Source organism: Roseovarius tibetensis, from assembly GCF_050896375.1.
Classification (GTDB): Bacteria; Pseudomonadota; Alphaproteobacteria; order Rhodobacterales; family Rhodobacteraceae; genus Roseovarius; species Roseovarius tibetensis.
On record NZ_JBPBBB010000004.1, the window covers coordinates 71,349 to 86,254 of the forward strand.

Annotated in this window: 14 protein-coding genes; 8 read left to right on the plus strand and 6 right to left on the minus strand. The window is 65.1% G+C overall.

From position 1 onward, the window contains the following. Nucleotides 1–23 precede the first annotated feature (23 nt). The gene (locus tag ACROSR_RS04400; RefSeq protein ID WP_432682561.1) at nucleotides 24–2,543 is read left to right on the plus strand and encodes a heavy metal translocating P-type ATPase; all 2,520 of its coding nucleotides are present in this window, start codon (nucleotides 24–26) and stop codon (nucleotides 2,541–2,543) included. 54 nt (nucleotides 2,544–2,597) lie between these two features. On the opposite strand, the gene ACROSR_RS04405 is transcribed toward ACROSR_RS04400, so the two are convergent. Both ACROSR_RS04405 and ACROSR_RS04410 read right to left on the minus strand, forming a co-directional pair. Next, the gene (locus tag ACROSR_RS04405; protein ID WP_432682562.1) at nucleotides 2,598–3,929 is read right to left on the minus strand and encodes an ammonium transporter; all 1,332 of its coding nucleotides are present in this window, start codon (nucleotides 3,927–3,929) and stop codon (nucleotides 2,598–2,600) included. A gap of 19 nt (nucleotides 3,930–3,948) precedes the next feature. Continuing rightward, a complete protein-coding gene (locus ACROSR_RS04410; protein WP_432682563.1) occupies nucleotides 3,949–4,287 on the minus strand; it encodes a P-II family nitrogen regulator in 339 nt (112 codons plus the stop codon). Between the two features lie 256 nt (nucleotides 4,288–4,543). Between ACROSR_RS04410 and ACROSR_RS04415 the strand changes: the two genes are divergently transcribed. Beyond that, nucleotides 4,544–6,697, plus strand: a complete 2,154-nt coding sequence (locus ACROSR_RS04415) for a transglycosylase domain-containing protein (RefSeq protein ID WP_432682564.1) — start codon at nucleotides 4,544–4,546, stop codon at nucleotides 6,695–6,697. A gap of 45 nt (nucleotides 6,698–6,742) precedes the next feature. On the opposite strand, the gene ACROSR_RS04420 is transcribed toward ACROSR_RS04415, so the two are convergent. Then, complete coding sequence (locus tag ACROSR_RS04420; protein WP_432682565.1) at nucleotides 6,743–7,348, minus strand: MlaC/ttg2D family ABC transporter substrate-binding protein; 606 nt, start codon at nucleotides 7,346–7,348, stop codon at nucleotides 6,743–6,745. Beyond that, a complete protein-coding gene (locus tag ACROSR_RS04425) occupies nucleotides 7,338–8,120 on the minus strand; it encodes an MlaA family lipoprotein (RefSeq protein WP_432682693.1) in 783 nt (260 codons plus the stop codon). Before ACROSR_RS04425 ends, ACROSR_RS04420 begins: the two co-directional genes overlap by 11 nt. Before the next feature lie 300 nt (nucleotides 8,121–8,420). Here ACROSR_RS04425 and ACROSR_RS04430 point away from each other — a divergent pair, with 300 nt between their 5' ends. From ACROSR_RS04430 to ACROSR_RS04445, 4 genes are read left to right on the plus strand one after another with little or no spacing between them, the layout of a single operon-like run. Beyond that, a complete protein-coding gene (locus ACROSR_RS04430) occupies nucleotides 8,421–8,882 on the plus strand; it encodes a RidA family protein (protein WP_432682566.1) in 462 nt (153 codons plus the stop codon). After that, nucleotides 8,879–9,646: a glycerophosphodiester phosphodiesterase family protein gene (locus ACROSR_RS04435; protein WP_432682567.1), complete on the plus strand. Its 768-nt coding sequence runs from the start codon at nucleotides 8,879–8,881 to the stop codon at nucleotides 9,644–9,646. The genes ACROSR_RS04430 and ACROSR_RS04435 overlap by 4 nt, the downstream gene beginning before the upstream one ends. A 50-nt stretch (nucleotides 9,647–9,696) precedes the next feature. Then, nucleotides 9,697–10,884, plus strand: coding sequence for a GNAT family N-acetyltransferase (locus tag ACROSR_RS04440; RefSeq protein ID WP_432682568.1), 1,188 nt, complete (start codon nucleotides 9,697–9,699; stop codon nucleotides 10,882–10,884). Continuing rightward, the gene (locus tag ACROSR_RS04445) at nucleotides 10,881–11,177 is read left to right on the plus strand and encodes a 4a-hydroxytetrahydrobiopterin dehydratase (RefSeq protein ID WP_432682569.1); all 297 of its coding nucleotides are present in this window, start codon (nucleotides 10,881–10,883) and stop codon (nucleotides 11,175–11,177) included. The genes ACROSR_RS04440 and ACROSR_RS04445 overlap by 4 nt, the downstream gene beginning before the upstream one ends. Nucleotides 11,178–11,287: 110 nt before the next feature. On the opposite strand, the gene ACROSR_RS04450 is transcribed toward ACROSR_RS04445, so the two are convergent. Continuing rightward, nucleotides 11,288–11,776 carry a peroxiredoxin gene (locus tag ACROSR_RS04450; protein WP_432682570.1) on the minus strand — a complete coding sequence of 163 codons (489 nt, stop codon included), beginning with the start codon at nucleotides 11,774–11,776 and terminating at the stop codon, nucleotides 11,288–11,290. 90 nt (nucleotides 11,777–11,866) lie between these two features. Between ACROSR_RS04450 and ACROSR_RS04455 the strand changes: the two genes are divergently transcribed. Together ACROSR_RS04455 and rsmD are read left to right on the plus strand one after the other, a co-directional pair. Continuing rightward, the gene (locus ACROSR_RS04455) at nucleotides 11,867–13,072 is read left to right on the plus strand and encodes an NAD(P)/FAD-dependent oxidoreductase (RefSeq protein WP_432682571.1); all 1,206 of its coding nucleotides are present in this window, start codon (nucleotides 11,867–11,869) and stop codon (nucleotides 13,070–13,072) included. Next, nucleotides 13,069–13,629 (plus strand): 16S rRNA (guanine(966)-N(2))-methyltransferase RsmD, encoded by a 561-nt coding sequence (gene rsmD, locus ACROSR_RS04460; RefSeq protein WP_432682572.1) that lies wholly within the window; start codon nucleotides 13,069–13,071, stop codon nucleotides 13,627–13,629. Before ACROSR_RS04455 ends, rsmD begins: the two co-directional genes overlap by 4 nt. A 17-nt stretch (nucleotides 13,630–13,646) precedes the next feature. Here the strand turns inward: rsmD and ACROSR_RS04465 are convergent, their stop codons facing one another. Next, complete coding sequence (locus ACROSR_RS04465) at nucleotides 13,647–14,864, minus strand: UbiH/UbiF/VisC/COQ6 family ubiquinone biosynthesis hydroxylase (RefSeq protein ID WP_432682573.1); 1,218 nt, start codon at nucleotides 14,862–14,864, stop codon at nucleotides 13,647–13,649. Nucleotides 14,865–14,906 lie beyond the last annotated feature (42 nt).

The window sequence follows — 14,906 nt, forward strand, 5'->3', positions numbered from 1 at the left end:
GACAACAGATCCGAGGAGTCGGTATGACCAATCAGCGACAGGTGACACTATCCGTCGACGGCATGCATTGCGGGTCCTGTGTCGGACGGGTCGAGGCCGCGCTTCGGCCGGTTGACGGGGTCGAGGACGTTTCGGCGAACCTCGCCTCTGAATCCGTGCAGCTCGACATGGCCGACGGGGGCGACCTTGACGAGGTTCTCGCGACGCTTGACCGGGTGGGCTATCCCGTACGCCGGCAGACCGTGCGGATGACTATCACGGGCATGTCCTGCGCGTCCTGCGTGGGTCGGGTCCAAAGGGCCCTTGGCGAAGTGCCCGGTGTTATTGAGGCCGATGTGAACCTGGCCTCGGAAAGCGCCACGATCCGCTATGCCGAGGGTCTGACGCAACCGACCGACCTGATCGCGGCGGCGCGGGACGCGGGCTATCCGGCACAGATCGCCGATACCGGTGACAGTGCCGGCACCGCCGACCGCAAGGCGGACGAGGCGCGGCAGATCCGTCGGAACACCCTGATCGCGACAGTGCTCGCCCTGCCCGTATTCCTGATAGAGATGGGCGGTCACCTGATCCCCGGCCTTCAGACGCTGATCCACGACACGATCGGTCAGCAGGCAAGCTGGCTGGTGCAGTTCGTGCTGACCACGCTGGTTCTGGCCGGGCCGGGACGGATGTTCTATGCCAAGGGGGTTCCGGCGCTGCTGCGTGGTGCGCCCGACATGAACAGCCTTGTCGCGGTCGGCACGGGCGCCGCATATCTCTATTCTGTGGTGGCAACCTTCCTTCCCGGTCTTCTGCCCGATGCGGTTCGCGCCGTCTATTTCGAGGCGGCGGCGGTGATCGTCGTGCTGATCCTTGTCGGTCGGTATCTGGAGGCGCGCGCCAAGGGCCGCACCGGCGCCGCGATCCAGCGACTGATCGGGCTGCAGGCGCGCACCGCGCGGGTGATCCGTGATGGCACGCCGCAGGATGTTGCGATCGACGAGATCGCGATCGGCGACACCCTGCTGGTGCGTCCGGGCGAGCGGATCGCCGTGGACGGCGAGGTGACCTCGGGCGAGACCCGTGTCGACGAGTCGATGATCACCGGCGAGCCGGTGCCGGTGACCAAGGCCGAGGGCGACACCGTGACCGGTGGTACGGTCAACGGCACCGGCAGCTTGCAGTTCCGCGCGACGCGGGTCGGCGCGGACACGACGCTGGCACAGATCATTCGCATGGTCGAGGCGGCGCAGGGCGCGAAACTGCCCATCCAGGGGCTGGTGGACCGCGTCACGCTGTGGTTCGTGCCGGCGGTCATGGCCGTGGCGGCGCTGACCGTCGCGGTATGGCTGATGATCGGCCCGGACCCGGCGCTGACGCTGGCGCTGGTCGCCGGCGTGTCGGTCCTGATCATCGCCTGTCCCTGCGCCATGGGGCTGGCGACGCCCACATCGATCATGGTCGGCACGGGACGCGCGGCCGAGATGGGCGTGCTGTTCCGCAAGGGCGACGCACTGCAGCAGCTGGCCTCGGTCGATATCGTGGCGCTGGACAAGACCGGCACGGTGACCGAGGGCCGCCCCGAGATGACCGACCTTGTGCTGGCCGATGGGTTTGACCGCGCCGAGGTTCTGTCGCTGGTGGCCGCGGTCGAGGCGCAGTCCGAGCATCCCATCGCCGAGGCGATCATGCGCGCGGCCAAGGCCGAAGGCGCCGTGCGGGCCGAGGCTGACAGCTTTCGTTCGATCACCGGGCACGGGGTGGCCGCGAACGTGGCGGGCTGCGAGGTTCTGGTGGGCGCCGACCGGCTGATGGTGCGCGAGGGGCTGGACACCGGCCCGCTGGCCGGGACCGAGGCCGACCTCGCCGAGGCCGGGCGCACCGTGCTTTATGCCGCCATCGACGGGCAGGTGGCGGCCGTCATCGCAGTGGCCGATCCGGTGAAGGCGTCGAGCGCTGCGGCTATCGCGGCGCTGCAGGCCAAGGGGCTGCGCGTGGCGATGATCACCGGCGACAAGCGCGAAACGGCCCTCGCCATCGCACGCGAGACCGGCATCGACGAGGTGATCGCGGGCGTTTTGCCCGACGGCAAGGTCGCGGCGCTCGACGATTTGCGCAAGGGCGGCGGGCGTCTGGCCTTTGTCGGGGACGGGATCAATGATGCGCCAGCCCTGGCCCATGCCGATGTCGGCGTCGCCATCGGTACCGGTACGGATGTCGCCATCGAATCCGCCGATGTCGTGCTGATGTCCGGTGATCTGCGCGGCGTCGTGAATGCGCATGAGGTATCGCGCCGGACGATGCGCAACATCAAGCAGAACCTGTTCTGGGCGTTCGGCTACAACACGGCGCTGATCCCGGTCGCGGCGGGTGTGCTTTATCCGGCGTTCGGGATGCTCTTGTCGCCGATGCTTGCGGCGGGGGCCATGGCGCTGTCTTCGGTCTTTGTCGTCTCGAACGCCTTGCGCCTGCGCCGCGTCCGTCCGGCCATGGACGAGCGTGGACCCGCGACGCGCGAGGTCGCACCGGACCCTGCACCCCGCGCGAGGGCTGCGACATGAAAAACCCCCGGGCGCGGACGCCCGGGGGTAGTCGTGCTGTCGCGGGTGAACCGATCAGCTCTTGGAGAACTTGGGATAGGCTTCCATGCCCATCTCGCTCATGTCGAGGCCGTTGATCTCGGTTTCTTCGTCGACCCGCAGGCCCATCACTGCCTTGATGATGAACCAGAGTATCAGGCTGCCGACGAATGTGAACACACCATAGGCGGCGATCCCGGTCAGCTGCGTGACGATGTTCGCGCTGCCATAGAAGACCACGGCGATGGTGCCCCAGATCCCGGCCAGCAGGTGCACGGGGATCGCGCCGACCACGTCGTCGATCTTGAACTTGTCCAGCAACGGCACGGTGAAGACGACGATCACGCCACCGACGGCACCGATCCAGAGCGCGCCGAACAGTGTGGGCGCCAGCGGTTCGGCCGTGATCGAGACGAGACCGGCAAGCGCGCCGTTCAGAACCATCGTGAGGTCGGGCTTCTTGTACATCACCTGGGTCAGGATCAGCGCAGTGACGGCGCCGGCCGCGGCGGACATGTTGGTGTTGGCAAAGATCCGCGACACGTCCGACACGTCACCGACGGTGCCCATGGCCAGCTGCGAGCCGCCGTTGAAGCCGAACCAGCCAAGCCACAGGATGAACGTCCCAAGCGTGGCCAGTGCAAGGTTCGAGCCGGGGATCGGGTTGACCTTGCCGTCCTTGCCGTACTTGCCCAGACGCGGACCCAGCACGATGGCGCCGGCAAGCGCCGCCCAGCCACCGACGGAGTGCACGACGGTGGAGCCGGCGAAGTCCGAGAACCCGGCCTCGGCCAGCCAGCCGCCGCCCCACTGCCACGACCCGGAGATGGGATACATCACGCCGGTCAGCAGGATGACGAAGATCAGGAACGGCCAGAGCCGGATCCGTTCGGCCAGGGCGCCCGACACGATCGAAGCCGTGGCCGCGACGAACACGAGCTGAAAGAAGAAATCCGACCCGACCGAGGCATAGCCAAGGTCGGCATCCGCCGCGGCCACGCCAACCGGATCCAGCACCGTTTGAGAGAAGAACGGGCCGACCCAGCCGGCGATTGTCCAGCCGTCGCCGGGATACATCAGGTTGAAGCCGATCAGCCAGTACATGATCGCGGCGAGGGAGTAGAGGCCGATATTCTTGGTCATCTGCATCGTGACGTTCTTCGAGCGCACAAGGCCGCCTTCGAGCATCGCAAAGCCTGCTGCCATGAAGAAAACGAGAAAGCCCGCCATGCAGAACAGCAGTGTCGTCATGATATACGGGCCGACCTCGTCAAAGCTGGGTGCCGCATCCTGCGCGAGCGCCAAAGACGGCAGCGCGATCAGTGCCCCGGCGGTCAGACCGGTCTGAGTAAAGCGTTTCATGTCCATTATCCTTTCCCTTGCGCCGTCACAGCGCATCGTCGTTGGTTTCGCCCGTGCGGACGCGCATCGCTTGCTGAAGGTCGAGTACGAAGATCTTGCCGTCGCCGATCTTGCCGGTCCGTGCGGCCTTGGTGATCGCATCGACGACCTGGTCGGCCATTCCGGCGGACACGGCGATCTCCAGCTTGATCTTGGGGACGAAGTTCACGGCATATTCGGCGCCGCGGTAGATTTCGGTATGGCCCGATTGAGAGCCAAAGCCCTTGATTTCGGTGACCATCATGCCGCGCACGCCGATGTCGGTCAGCGCTTCGCGGACCTCCTCGAGCTTGAACGGCTTGATCGTTGCAATGATGAGTTTCACGTTGACCCCTTTCGGTTTCCTTGACGCAGCGACGGTTTGCAGGGACAGGAAAATGGCTTGGTGCCCGGTTCGAAAGGGACAAGCCGACAATCGACCGGCGCGAGGAGCTTTTGGTGGGTAGAAAATAGGCAGAAAATAATTAATGCCTATAAAATATGCACACCGAAAACCTCTGCGTGAATGTGGGTCGGGTCTCTACATTCGGTCACTGCCGCTGTAAAACGTGACAGGGACAAGACGGCTAAGCAGGGCGAGCATGAGTAATTCGGGACGGCGAAAGCCGCCATTGACCGCACCCAAACGTGGCCCCAAGGCGGCCAAGGGAAAGGTGACGCGCCGCCGCGCGACGACCGGCACATCGCGCCGCACCTCGCAGCGACGCGCCCGATCACGCAATCCGGTCGTGCGCCTGTTCCGTGCCCTGTTCGGGTGGGCGTTCCGCATCTTGTGGGCGATCGGCTGGCGGGTGACGGCGGTTCTGGCGATCGTGACGGGGGTGGCCGTGGCCTATGTCTACACCACGCTGCCCGCGTATCAGGCGCTTATGGATGGGCGCGCGCGCGGCTCTGTCACGTTTCTGGATCGCGGCGGCGATGTATTCGCATGGCGCGGCGACCAGTTCGGCGGGGTGGTGACGGCGGACACGGTCAGTCCGAATCTCAAGAATGCCGTCATCGCCACCGAAGATCGGCGATTTTACATGCACCCGGGCATAGATCCGATCGGCATCGCGAGTGCCGTCCGCATCAACCTCAGCGAGGGTCGGGGGCCGCTATCGGGCAATGGCGGGTCGACCATCACGCAACAGACCGCCAAGCTGCTGTGTTTCGGTGTCGAGTATGACGAAAGCCAGTGGGACAGCGAAGCCGACTACATCGCCGATTGCCGCCGCACGTCGATCTGGCGCAAGGTCAGGGAGGCGGTCTATGCGATGGCGATGGAGGCGAAATATACCAAGGACCAGATCCTGTCGATCTACCTCAACCGGGCTTATCTGGGTGGGGGGGCCTACGGGGCCGAGGCCGCCGCGCAGCGCTATTTCGGAAAATCCGCGGCCAACCTGAACCCCGCGGAGGGGGCGATGATCGCGGGACTTCTTACCGCACCCTCGACGCTCGCCCCGACCGCCAATCTCGAACGGTCGCAAAACCGGGCCTCTGTTGTGGTGTCGTTGATGCGGCGCCAAGGCTATCTCAGCGATCAGGAGGCCGCTGTCGCGCTGGCCAATCCCGCCGTGCTTTCGGATGCGGCGGCACAGCAGGCCGGGGGGTACTTCGCCGATTGGGTGATGGCCTCGGGCCCCGAATTCTTTACCCGCGACACGACCGAGGACGTGATCATCCAGACGACCCTTGACCAGCGTTTGCAGCGCGCCGCGGAAGACGCGTTGCGCACTGTCTTCAAGGAAAAGGTGCGCGACGGGTCCGAGGCGCAGGCGGCCATCGTGGTGATGAGCGCGGACGGGGCCGTGCGCGCCATGGTCGGCGGGCGTGATCCCACAGTGATCGGCGCGTTCAACCGTGCCACTCAGGCCAAGCGGCAGACAGGCTCCGCGTTCAAGCCCTTCGTCTACGCCGCCGCGCTCGATCTCGGTTACGGGTACGATTCGGTCGTGGTGGATGAGCCTTATTGTCTTGACGTTCCGGGGTCCGGGCGCTGGTGCCCGAAGAATTACACGCGCGATCACAAGGGGCGCGTGACCCTCACACAGGCCTTGGCACAATCGATCAATGTGCCGGCCGTGAAGGTGTCGGAAAGCGTGGGGCGCGATCTGGTGCGCAAGGTGGCCGGCGATTTCGGCATCGACAGCGACCTGGCGGCGGGGCCGGCCCTTGCGCTCGGCGCGTCCGAGAGCACGCTGCTCGAGATGACCGGCGCCTATGCCGGCATCCTGAACGGCGGCTCATCGGTCACGCCGTACGGATTGACCGAGTTGAAACTGCTGGGCGAAACCGAGCCGATGATGGGTCTCGGCGGCGGCATAGGCGAGCGCGTGATCCGGGAAAGCGCGGCGCAAGAGCTGACATACATGATGAGCCGCGTCATCGAAAATGGCACGGGCGGCCGCGCCAAGCTGCCGAATCGCGAAGCCGCCGGCAAGACAGGCACCACACAAGCGGCGCGCGACGCCTGGTTTCTGGGCTTTACCGCCGATTACGTGGCCGGGGTCTGGATGGGATATGATGACAACACACCTCTGACAGGTGTTACCGGCGGGGGCCTGCCGGCCGAAATCTGGCAAGAGACCATGCGCCGCGTGCACGAGGGGATGCCACCCACGCCGCTGCCCATGATACGCCCGGCGCCGCGTCGCGCGCCACAGCCGCAGGCCGACATTCCGCGACATTCCGGGTCTGTCAGGACGAACAACCCGATCGAGACCATCCTGCGCGGTATCTTCGGGAATTGACGCCCGCGCGGCACAGGCGCGGCCCGATGGTCGTGCCTGCCCGGCTTAGCCCGCGCTGCGGAGGTCGCGGATCAGCGCATCAATATCCCCGCTGCGACGGTCCAGCATCGCACCGATCTCGGTCCGTTCGCTCAGCCGCAGGCTGATGCCTTCGATCACCATGTCAAAGAACCGGTCCTGTCCCGATCGGTCCGAGACCAGGAAGCTTACCCCGAACGGGGCCTGGCCGGGCAGGTAGGCCGTGGACCTCACCTCGTGCCAGGACTTGACCTCGCGCACGCCGTTGACCTCGATCCGACCGCCCCGGAATTCATCGAAGCGTTTGCCGTATTTGCGTGCGACATAGCCGCGAAAGGCGTCCGTGAAGGCGCGCAATTGTGCCGCCGACGCGCGGCGCGCATCCGCCCCGAGCGTAGAGCGGGCGATGATGTTCACATCCGCGTAGCGACTGAAGATCCGTTCGAATTCCCGGATCATGGCCGACTCCGAACCGCTGGACGCGATCGCCCGGTTGATGTCGGTCACCACCTGGTCGATCAGGGATCGGGCGCGCGCTTCGGTCAGCGCCCATGCGCGCACGGGCATCACCGCGGCGCCGGTCACGGCAAGCGCCGACACCACGAACTGGCGGCGGGATGTGTTACTGATCATAGGGATCCTCCATGACGGCGGTTGCGGGGCCGTTTGCATATGGATCATCATAGGCCGCGCCTGTGGATCCGCCCAGTTCGAATCGGCGTTGTTGCAGGTAGATGGAGCGGACCTGCGCGTAACTGTCGGCGCTTTCATACAGGATCTGGTCGATCGTGCCCGAAAACTTGCTGCGCTGCGACAGGCCTTCGACAACGGCCGCCCCGCTCAGGATCGCGATCTCGGAGGTCCCGCGGATGTAGGTCAGCGGATCGGTGAAAAGATCCACGAAAAGACCGTATGTGTCGCGTTGTGTCGACGGCCCGAGCAGCGGCAACGCGATATAGGGGCCTTCCCCGGCCCCCCAGACATGCAGAGTCTCGCCGAAATCGGTGTCCGTGCCCGGCGGCATCCCCATCTCGGTTGCGGGATCGAACAGCCCGCCCAGACCCACGGTGGTGTTCACGAACAGTCGCGCGGTGTCCTGTATCGCGCCGCGCATGTTGAGCTGAAGCGCGCTGTTGACGATGTCGCTTGGCAACGAGACGTTCGTGGAAACGCGCACTAGGGCAGTCTCGATATCGTCCGGGATCGCGGCATCATAGCCCTTGGCAAGCGGACGAACGAGCGCGCGGTCAAGGTCGCGATTGAAGTCGTGCACCGCCCTGTTTTGCTGTTCGTAGGGATCGAAGGTGCCGCGCGATGCCTGCGGCTCTTGACCGGCGCAGGCTGCCAGCAAAAGGACGAGCGCCGGCGCGGTGATCCGCGCAAGACGACGAAAGAAATAAGGCATCTTTTGCAACACTTGACCATCCGCGTTTTTGAGAGAACTACGATGACATACACGATCATGCGACAAAACCCAGTCCCGTGACCAAGGCTGTCACAACCATGTGGCATGATGGCGACAAGTCACGACACCCGGCGCAACAGGCCACCAAGGGGCATGGAGCCAACGCCTGACCAGGGACACCTTTCTTGTAGCGCAGTCGCACCTTCGGCGTCCGGGCATTGCCGGTATCGACGATTTTCGATTTCCTTCGCGCGTGCCAGCCGGTAGCGTCCCGGCAAATGTACCGCGAAAGGGATCACCATGAGCCAATTCGAGACGACACTTGCCCAGATGGGTGTCACCCTGCCCGACGCGCCGGCCCCGGCTGCCAATTACGTGCCCTATGTCAGGGCGGGGGACATGCTCTACGTGTCCGGTCAGATCGCCAAGGATGGCGATACACTGCTGACTGGCAAGCTGGGGGATGACATGGACGTCGCGGCGGGTGCCGCCGCCGCGAAAGTGTGCGCGATCGCGCTTCTGGCGCAGGTCAAGGCAGCCTGCGACGGTGATCTCGACCGGATGGTGCGGGTTGTCAAACTGACCGGGTTCGTCAACTCGACCCCGGATTTCACCCAGCAGCCACAGGTCATCAACGGCGCGTCGGATTTCATCGGCGAGGCCCTTGGCGAGGCCGGCAAGCATGCCCGTGCCGCCGTGTCCGCCCCCTCTTTGCCCTTCGGCGTCGCGGTCGAGATCGACGGGGTGTTCCAGATCAGATGACCTGCCTCTCCGACGAATTTCGCCGCGTGCCGCTGGCGCATCGCGGCCTGCATGATGTCACCCACGGACGCCCCGAGAATTCGCGCGCCGGATTGCGCGCGGCCATCGCGGCGGGCTACGGGATCGAGATTGATCTGCAACTCAGCCGCGATGCGCACCCCATGGTGTTTCATGATTACGACCTGTCGCGTCTGACCGGGGAAACGGGCCCCGTCCGGCAGCGCGATGCGGCAGAGCTTGCGACGATTCCGCTTGCCGGCGGGGACGAGGGTATTCCCGACCTGCCCGAGATACTGGCGCTCGTCGCGGGGCGCGTTCCGCTGCTGGTGGAGCTCAAGGACCAGCACGGGCAGATGGGCGACGCAGGCGGCGCACTCGAAGAAGCGACCGCACGCGCGCTCGACGGCTATGCCGGGCCGGTCGCGGTGATGTCGTTCAATCCCTCGATGGTCACGCGCATGGCGAACCTTGCCCCGGACGTTCCGCGCGGGATCGTGACCTGTGATTTCAGCGCCAAGCACTGGCCGCATCTGACGCCCGAGACCCGGGCACGGCTGCGGGGCATCCCGGACTACGAGACCAGCGGCGCGCAGTTCGTCAGCCACCAGTTCCGCGATCTGCATATCCCCCGGATCGCTGCGCTGCGCGCCGACGGGGCCATGATCCTCAGCTGGACCATACGCTCTGCGGCGGATGAAAAAATGGCCCGCGCAGTGGCTGACAATATCACCTTCGAGGGGTATTTGCCCGAGATCCCGGCTTGATCCCGCGTGCGGACGGCCCACGTGAAGAATGGGCAAACGGGACCGACGCGATGGATGGCAACGAGATCAAGATCAGCCTGCACGAACGGATCGCCGATATTCCGGCCCCGGTCTGGGACGCCTGTGCCTGCCCCGAAGAGGCCATCGGCGGGCGTCCCGAGGACCCGTTCACGACGCACCGCTTCCTCAAGGCGCTGGAGGACAGCAGGTCCGTCGGCACCGGCACCGGCTGGCATCCGCATTACATGACCGCTGAACTCGCCGGCGAGGTGATCGCCTGCGCGCCGCTTTACCTCAAGTCTCACAGCCAGGGCGAATACATCTTCGACCACAACTGGGCGCATGCCTACGAGCGGGCGGGCGGGCGGTATTACCCGAAATTCCAGGTGGCCGTGCCGTTCACCCCCGTCACCGGCAGGCGTTTCCTCACCCGTCCGGGGTTCGAGGAGGCGGGCCGCGCCGCCCTCGTGCAGGGCGCCACAGAGGTGGCCGAACGCAACGGAATCTCATCGCTGCACCTGACCTTCTGCACCGAGGCGGAATGCGAGGCGGGCAGCGCGCTTGGCCTCATGCCGCGACGCACGCAGCAATATCACTGGCACAACCGGGACTACGCGGATTTCGACGCGTTTCTTGCCGATCTGTCGTCGCGCAAGCGCAAGACCATACGCAAGGAACGCGCCCGCGCGCAGGAATTCGGCGGCGAGATCGTGGCGCTTTCCGGCGATGCGATCCGCCCCGAGCACTGGGATGCGGTCTGGACCTTCTACCAGGATACCGGGGCACGCAAATGGGGCACGCCCTACCTGACCCGCGCGTTTTTCGACGAGGCGCACGCGCATCTGCGCGACGATATCCTGCTGGTGCTTGCCTTGCGCGATGGCCACCCGGTGGCCGGGGCGATGAACATGATCGGCGCACAGGCCTTGTACGGCCGCTACTGGGGCTGCGTCGAGGATCACCCCTGCCTGCATTTCGAACTCTGTTATTATCAGGCGATGGAATTCGCCATTGATCATGGCCTCGCCAGGGTAGAGGCTGGCGCTCAAGGCGAGCACAAGCTGGCCCGCGGATACCTGCCGGTGCCCACGCATTCGCTGCACTGGCTGCGCGATCCGGGCTTTGCCGAAGCCGTCGCCCGGTACCTAGAGGCCGAGCGTGCCGCCGTGAACGAGGATATCGAAATCCTCACCGGCTACGGGCCGTTCCGAAAATCCCAGATGGAGGATCATCAATGACCGAGAAACTCAGCGATACCGCCCGCGAGACGACCTTGCAGCCGCTGCTCGAAAACGGCTGGTCCATGGTCGAGGGGCGTGATGCGATCCAGAAGTCGTTCAAGTTCGGGGATTTCACCGAGGCCTTCGGCTTCATGACCCGCGCCGCGATCTGGGCCGAGAAATGGAACCACCATCCGGAATGGTTCAATGTCTACAACCGCGTCGAAATCACGCTCAGTACGCATGATGTCGGGGGTCTCAGCTCGCTGGACGTCAAGCTGGCGCGCAAGTTCGACGGGCTTGCGGGCTGACAGCCCCGGATTCGGGTATTTTGGCCAAGAAGAAATCAAACGGTCTTTCTTCTTGGTACAAATACCCCGGGGAGCGCGAGGGGCTGGCCCCTCGCACCGAGGTCCGCGGATCAGAGTTCCGCCAGAAGCGACTCACCGGCCGATACCTCGCATGTGCCGGGGCTGTCCTCGACATGGATCACCTTGACCGTGCCGTCATCGACGATCATCGCGTAGCGCTTGGACCGCCCGATCAGGCCGGCGGGCGGGGCGTCGAAATCCATGCCAATGGCCTTGGTGAACGTGCTTTGCGGATCGCAGAGCATGGTTATCCCCGCCGTGCCGGCGCCGGTGGCCTCGTCCCAGGCGCCGATCACGAACGGGTCGTTGACGCTGACGCAGATGACCTCGTCGATGCCCTTCGCGTCGAAGTCGGACTTGGTGCGCACGAAGCTGGGGACATGGGACGAATGGCAGGTCGGGGTGAACGCACCGGGCACGGCGAAGATCACCACTTTCCGGCCTTTGGTCTTGTCGCTCAACGATACCTCTTCGGGGCCGTTATCGCCAAGGCGCAGCAGGGTGGCCTCGGGCAGGTTGTCGCCGGTGGAAAGAGTCATGGTCGCTCCTTGTCATTCAGGTGGACGGTTCGTGGGCTTGGGTATAATCGCATGCACGATGCGTGGCCACGATAAAATCGGGAGAGCGGGATGACAGGTGTTGTGGTGATAGGCGCGGGCCAGGCGGGGGCATCCTTGGTGTCGAAACTGCGGGGCGACGGGTATCGGGGTGCCATCACACTGATCGGGGACGAACCCGTGCCGCCCTATCAGCGACCGCCACTTTCGAAGAAATACCTGCTGGGCGACATGCCGGCAGAGCGGCTCTACCTGCGGCCGGAAAGCTTTTATTCCGATACCGATGTCGATCTGCGCCTCGGAGCGCCCGTCACCGGGATAGACCCCGTGGCGCGCTTGGTCATGCTGGGTGCCGCGCGTCTGCCCTACGAACATCTCGTGTTGGCGACCGGATCGATACCCCGCCGTCTGCCACCCGCGGTCGGGGGCGACCTGGACGGCGTGCATGTGGTTCGCACGCTTGCGGATGTCGACGAGATTCGGCCGGGGTTCGTCCCGGGGGCACGGGTCCTGATCGTGGGCGGTGGCTATATCGGGCTGGAGGCCGCTGCGGTGGCGGCGGCACGCGGCATGACGGTGACATTGGTCGAGATGGCAGAACGTATTCTTCAAAGGGTCGCTGCGCCGGAAACCTCGGCGTATTTTCGTGACCTTCACGTCCGCCATGGCGTCGATCTGCGCGAGGGCGTGGGCCTGGACCGTCTGTCGGGTGACGGTCGGGTGCGGGCGGCCCGGCTCGACGATGGCACCGAGATCGCGGTCGACATGGTCATCGTCGGTGTTGGCATCGTGCCGGATACGAGGCTGGCGGAGGCGGCCGGTCTCGATATCGACAATGGCGTTGCCGTGGATGCGCAGGGGCGCACGTCGGATCCGGCGATCTGGGCGGTTGGCGATTGCGCCTCGTTTCCGCATGACGGTGCGCGGCTGCGCCTTGAAAGCGTGCCCAATGCCATCGACATGGCGGAATGCGTGGCGGGCAACATCATGGGCGCCGGGACGCCCTATGTGCCAAGGCCCTGGTTCTGGTCCGACCAGTATGATGTGAAATTGCAGATCGCCGGCCTGAATACCGGCTACGACCGGGTCGTCACCCGTGAGGCGGGGGCCGCTGTCTCATTCTGGTATTTCAAGGAGGACAGGTTGCTGGCGGTCGACGCCATGAACGATCCCCGCGCCTACATGGTTGGCAAGCGCCTGATCGAGGCCGGGAAAACCGCCGATCCGGACGTCGTGGCAGATGCGGCGGCCGATCTGAAATCTCTTCTTGCGCCATGAGGATCATCGGGGGCACGAATCGCGGGCGCGCGCTGGCCGGGTTGGGCAAGGGCGATGCGGCGGCCCATCTTCGGCCCACCTCGGATCGCGTGCGCGAAAGCCTGTTCAATGTACTGGCAGGGGCATATGACGATCCGGTCACCGGGGCGCGGGTTCTAGATGTCTTTGCCGGCACCGGTGCGCTTGGGCTAGAGGCGCTGTCGCGCGGCGCGGCGTCCGTCACCTTTGTTGAAAGCGAGCGCACCGCGCAGTCGCTGTTGCGCCGGAATATCGAGATTTGTCGCGCAGAGCCGCATGTCCGCCTCATGTCGTCTGATGCGCGCCGGCCCGGTGTATGTCCTGAATGGCCGCATGATCTTGTCTTTCTCGACCCGCCCTATGGCAAGGGTTTGGGGGAAAAGGCGCTTGCCGCGATGCTGGAAAGCGGGTGGATCGCCGCAGATGCCTTGATCCTCTGGGAGGAAAGCGCAGGGGTTCTGCCGCCAGACGGTGTGCAGCTAATCGAAGAGCGGCGCTATGGCGACACGATGATCCGGTTCCTGCGCTACACCCTGTAGCCCGGCATGCCCGCGTGCTACGAGCGCATCAGCGCCGGAAGATCCCCGGTCAGGCCCGCCGCCTCGCGGATGAAACCGCGCCGCAGGGCCGGCATGTGGCCGATTGCCCCCATGCCCAGTTCACGCGCCACGCGCAGCAGCGGATTGTCGTTTGAAAACAGGCGATTGGCCATGTCCGTCGTCAAAGCGAGGGTCGCGGTATCGAAGCGCCGCCACTGCTGATAGCGGGCAAGAACGTCCGCCGCCGCAATATCCTCGCCGCGATGCCCTGCCTCATGCAGCACCTGCGCAAGGGCGGCAACGTCGCGCAGCCCGGCATTCAGCCCTTGTCCGGCGATCGGATGCACCCCGTGCGCCGCGTCACCGATGAGGGCAAGGCGATCTGACACGAAGCTGTTGGCGATGCTCAGGCTCAGCGGATAGGTGTAACGAGCGCCTCGCAGCGCGATCTCGCCCCGGAAATCACCGAAGCGCGGGCGCAGCACCTCGATGAAATCCGTGTCCGACAGTGCGGCGAACTGCGCGGCGGTCGTGTCCGTCTCGCTCCAGACGATGGAGCTGACATTGCCGGGCAGTGGCAGGATCGCCAGCGGACCCGTGGGCATGAAGAATTGGTGTGCCGTGCCGTTATGCGGCAATTCGTGCTCGATCGCCGCGACAAGCGCGGTCTGGCCGTACCTCCAGCCGGTGCGCCGGATCCCCGCGCGCGACGCTGTTCCGGAACCGCGCCCGTCGGCCCCGACAAGCAGCCGACCGTGCAGGGACTGCCCCGAGGCAAGCGTGACGGTGACGCCGGTCCTGTCCACGTTTTGCGCGACGACGCTGTCGCCGGAGGTTTGCGTGATCTGCGGGACCTCGTCCATCGCCGCGATCAGGGCGCGGCGCAGAAAGCGATCCTCGAGCATGTGGCCCATCGGCCCGTCCTCGATCTCGGCATGATCGAAATGCATGAAGAACGGCGCCGGGCCTTCGCCTGCGCGCCCGTCGGACACCTTGATGTCCAGCATCGGCTGCGCGTTCGCCGACACCCTGTCCCAGATACCGAGGTTTTGCAGCATCCGCACGGATGACAAAGCGAGTGCATAGGACTTTCCGTTAAAGCCCGAATCCGTCCGCGTGGCGTCGGGCAGGGCGTCGATCACCGTACTGGACAGCCCGGATCGTGCCGCCGCGAGCGCGAGAAGCGGACCGTTCAGGCCACCGCCGACAATCAGGATATCGCTGTCATGCCTCATGTCTTCCAATATGTCAGTTCAAGCGGGATTGTCCATGCGCCG